The following is a 3,462-nucleotide window of genomic DNA, read 5'->3' as shown; positions in this document are numbered from 1 at the left end:
TTTTATTTATTTCACTCATAATCTGTGGTCGTATTTCTTAAATTCAAACATCAAAAGTGCGTAACTTCAGTTATTAAAGATATTATCGAAGATAGCAGCAAAGTGATACTGATCACCCGCCCAAGACGCTTTGGCAAAACACTCAATATGTCGATGCTGCACCACTTCTTTGCGGATAAGATTGACTTCACCGACACACAGGGCTTATTCGATCACTTAGCAATTGCCAAAGTCGACAATGGCGCCTATGTAAAGGCACATCAAGGCAAGTATCCGGTGATTTTTGTCAGCTTTAAAGACATTAAGGCACGTAATTTTGAAACTGCACGCGAGCAGCTATCACTACTGATTCGTCATGTTTTTGCTAGCCACAGAGTGCTCTTAAATTCTGATGCTTTAGATACGCTTGATAAGGATATATTCCGTCAGTATTTGCGTTTTGAAATATTGAGCATTTCAGAGATTGATCAAGCGTTAAAAGTATTGAGTGAGCTGCTTGCCAAACATTACCAACAGCGCGTGGTGATCTTATTAGATGAATATGACACCCCTTTAAATGCGGCTTATGTTGAGAACTACATCGAAGACTTAACGCCTTTGATGCGTAATCTAATGAGTAATACCTTTAAAGATAATAATGCATTACACAAGGGCGTGATGACTGGCATCTTGCGTGTATCTAAAGATAGTATGCTCTCAGGACTAAACAACCTTGAAGTCTATACCCTGTTAGATGAAGAGTATCGACAATATTTCGGCTTTACTAATGACGAATTAGATGCGCTATACAGCATACAAAATATGGACAATGACAAAATCAATGCTCAAAAATGGTACAACGGCTACAATTTCGCAGGACTGGAAATCTATAATCCATGGTCAATATTAAACTGCTTGCGTAAAAACGGAAAGTATGATGACTACTGGATACATACCTCCAATAACAAGATGATTGAAGACTTGCTGTTAAAGTTTCGGCAAGACGTACATCCGGCATTAACTCAACTAATGGAAGGTGAAAATGCTGACGTCATTATCGATCGCCATGTCACCTATGATACCTTATCCTATCAAAGCAGCAGCTTATGGAGCTTGTTGTTGTTTGCTGGTTACTTAACCACTTCAAAAGTCAACACCACCGATGGTGTCGTTTATGATGGTACTGTGCGCTTACCGAACATTGAGATTGTGCATTTGCTTAATTATTACTTTAAATTTTGGTTGAATACCCGTTTAGGCGTCCAATACCAGTCCTTTTTAGACAATCTAGTCAATGGTCGTGTTGAGCAATTTAGTGAGCAACTAAACACTTATCTTATTGAAGCATTAAGTGTCCGAGACACCGGCTATACCGCTGAGAAGTTCTATCATGGCTTGGTATTAGGGTTAATCGCCTCCTTAAGAGCGACGCATATCGTCCACTCTAATCGCGAGTCAGGTGATGGCTTTGCCGATGTGCTACTGTATCCATTAGCCACCAATAAAAACAATACTTTAGGACTTGTGATGGAATTCAAACATGCCAAGGATGACTGTGATCATGACACCTTAGCGGCGTTAGCTGACAAAGCCTTAGCTCAGATTAATCAAAAAAATTACATCACTGAGCTAAAAGCCCAACCCCAAGTCAAAGAGATATTAACACTCGGTTTAGCTTTTAATCGCAATCAAGTTGTTGTCAAAAGCCATCATATCATTGATTATTAATTGTATTAATAGCAATATCAGATAACTCTTTTAGTGTTTCAATTGCTGATGTATAACTTGGTTTATCTCCATATACCATCGTATCAATAAATAAATTCCAGTTTTCTAACCAACAAGGATTTGCTTCTAGCTCATAAAGTGACTGCTTAATTGCTTTAACTGGGTCTTGATGATAAAGATCACTATACTTTTTAAAATGAATACGATCTTCATCAACAATAGCTGTCACTATTTTTATGAAGCCTTCCTCATCTAATAGGCATTTGCGCTTAATCATGTAAAGATCATATATATGGCGCACTAAATCTTGGTCGTAATAATGCCCACGCTGATCTATTGTTGCAATTCTTCTAGTCAATGCAACCCATTTTTCAGCTGCTGTTTCAGTTATCGACATACAGAGCACATCGATTTGAGGAAAATTAACCTTATCACTAAACACATCGCTAATTAATGGCATAATTTTATGCTCCACAACAGGAAGTTTAACCTCACCCAAAAACAATTCCAACGCCAAGTATGGTTTTAAATTTGTTGGTGACTGATTTTTATAAAGCGAATGGTACTGAGCTTTAATAGAAATAAATTGACCTTCATTGCTAATATTGACTGAATGATCATCCAATATGAATTCGTTGTCTAGCAAGGCTTTAAGCAGTGACTTCCTAAAATCACGTAGTATTTTGCGTTGAGCATCTTTTTTACACTGCTGATGAGGATTTTTATAAATCAATCTAAAGTCACAATCTTCACTCATTCTCTGAATAATTTTATGTGCCTTAGCAAGCGCTGTGCCACCTTGAAAAACCAACTCAAAATACTCATGCTGAACTTCCATAAGCACAGATATTGCCTTGGTAACAAATAAATCTTTCTCAATAACATATGGTGCTTGTAAGCCCAATTCCTCAGCACTTAGGTTAATCAATTCCCTAAGTTCAGCATTGGAATAATTATGAAATTCATTACTCAAAGCGCAGCTCCATGCCTCTGTAAGATAGTCTCCTATGGGATCGATCCAAAAGTTTAGTTGCAGGGTTTGCTGGTACTTGTTGAGATTTACCTGCATTATAAGATTTCTCAGCTTCTGAAATATCCCAACGAATACCCAATCTAGTTAACGCTTCTCTAGCAACGGCAATAAATCCATCTGGCAGGTAGTTTTTGCCTGTTAATTCAGAATAAGACAAACGCACATAAATACCATAGCCTAGTTTTGCAATTTTGCCTTTTGCTATTAACGCACTCAAAGCACGGGTAACCTGCCTATCACTGTCTAACGACATTAAGTCTTCACGCAAAATCACGTCACTTGATGCATTCTGTATATATTGCGATAATTTATATTCTGTTGTTTCTTCATATTTTACTTTCATGATAATTGTCTCACTAAAAACAAACAATGAAAGCATAGCATAAACCACCAAAATTGGACAATTAATATCAATCATAATATAGAGTTTGAATATTAGGCTTAGCCTTTCATCGCAATCAAGTTGTTGTCAAATCATTATGTCAACATTTCATAATAGCGCCATAAGACTAATGGCACTACCTTAAGAAGTCGCAATGACACCCTGTGACTTGTCATCCGTAAGGCAAGAGGGCGTGAGGATCCAATGCGAAGCTGCCATGGATGGTTAGGGATCCCCAAGGTTGTGCCATTATGCCATTAGGCTCACGGCTGTCCCATCTACAAACCTTGAGCCAAAATAGTGCTTAAAGTCTGATTTCCCCAGGCTGCTTTCTTACGCA

General features: G+C 37.9%; 3 protein-coding genes. 1 reads left to right on the top strand and 2 read right to left on the bottom strand.

Annotation, left to right across the window (positions count from 1 at the left end; all coding sequences use genetic code 11):
• Positions 1–24 precede the first annotated feature (24 nt).
• Positions 25–1,707, top strand: a complete 1,683-nt coding sequence (locus ACTS4L_RS11130; protein ID WP_440652053.1) for an AAA family ATPase — start codon at positions 25–27, stop codon at positions 1,705–1,707.
• Here ACTS4L_RS11130 and ACTS4L_RS11125 read toward each other — a convergent pair.
• Positions 1,694–2,680 carry a nucleotidyl transferase AbiEii/AbiGii toxin family protein gene (locus tag ACTS4L_RS11125; RefSeq protein ID WP_440617990.1) on the bottom strand — a complete coding sequence of 329 codons (987 nt, stop codon included), beginning with the start codon at positions 2,678–2,680 and terminating at the stop codon, positions 1,694–1,696. The two genes, ACTS4L_RS11130 and ACTS4L_RS11125, sit on opposite strands and share 14 nt — an antisense overlap.
• Positions 2,673–3,083 (bottom strand): hypothetical protein, encoded by a 411-nt coding sequence (locus ACTS4L_RS11120; protein WP_440617989.1) that lies wholly within the window; start codon positions 3,081–3,083, stop codon positions 2,673–2,675. Before ACTS4L_RS11120 ends, ACTS4L_RS11125 begins: the two co-directional genes overlap by 8 nt.
• Between the last annotated feature and the right edge of the window lie 379 nt (positions 3,084–3,462).

It is taken from the genome of Cysteiniphilum sp. 19S12-1 (genome assembly GCF_052030685.1).
Lineage (GTDB): Bacteria > Pseudomonadota > Gammaproteobacteria > Francisellales > Francisellaceae > Caedibacter.
The sequence above is the reverse complement of the archived record's forward strand: the minus strand, read 5'-3'. Positions and strand labels throughout refer to the sequence as shown.

Bases quoted from the DNA above. Each gene is read 5' to 3' on its own strand.
- ACTS4L_RS11120 (WP_440617989.1), bottom strand. From the start codon at position 3,083: ATGAAAGTAAAATATGAAGAAACAACAGAATATAAATTATCGCAATAT.